Raw genomic sequence first — 710 nt, 5'->3', positions numbered from 1 at the left:
CGTTCTTTCCGATCCGCGTGGCGATGGTCCTCATCGAATCCTTGACCACCAGCCCGTCAGCGATCGCAATCCGATCCTCCAGCGACAGATACCGATCGCTGATCACCGAGATAGCCGCATCCGGGCAGGTCATAGTAGCCACGGGCTGTTTGTAGACGGTTCCGAGCCGGTAGTCCACAACGGTGCCGTCCGGGCGGACCCGGGTGTTGCCGACCTTCCGAATTCCCTGACGCCAATCCCGGGCGGTGCGCACATTGACTCCCACCTCGCGCGCCGCGCTCGCTGAGGACCAGCCTTGCTCGATCAACGCAAAGAACCGCATCCTCGCCGCAGGCTTGCCAGACACTGTGATCTTGTCCGCGTCTACCAGGCCAGCATCGACAAGTATCCGACGCGCAACGGAGAACGCCACATCACACTCGAACGCCGCCCTGTTGATCGACCCGGTCCGATCGAACACCGCCACGATCCGTCCAGGATCAGCCGGCTTACCCGGCCCACGAGGCCGCCCCACCGGCCGACCGATCGCCCGGAGAATCGCGTAGCACCGATGCCGCGGCACACCCACCGCAACAGCGGCTTCCTTCACCGGCACCCCGGCATCCACCAGCCTCGCCAACTGGTCACCGAACCGAACACAGTCCTCCTGAAACGACATGATCGCCGCAACCTCTCACCTGAGAGTGTTGCGACGATCATGTGAACCCGCC

The 710-nt window shown here is 63.8% G+C and carries 1 protein-coding gene; it reads right to left on the bottom strand.

Annotated elements, in window-relative coordinates; all coding sequences use genetic code 11:
- Nucleotides 1–658 (bottom strand): helix-turn-helix domain-containing protein (locus A5777_RS24885; RefSeq protein ID WP_442903068.1); only part of this gene is annotated, 658 nt, incomplete at its 3' end.
- Nucleotides 659–710 lie beyond the last annotated feature (52 nt).

The sequence above is a fragment of the Gordonia sp. 852002-10350_SCH5691597 genome (assembly GCF_001665715.1).
GTDB classification, from domain to species: domain Bacteria; phylum Actinomycetota; class Actinomycetes; order Mycobacteriales; family Mycobacteriaceae; genus Gordonia; species Gordonia sputi.
Note: the sequence above shows the minus strand (reverse complement) of the source record. Positions and strands in the feature narration are given on the sequence as shown.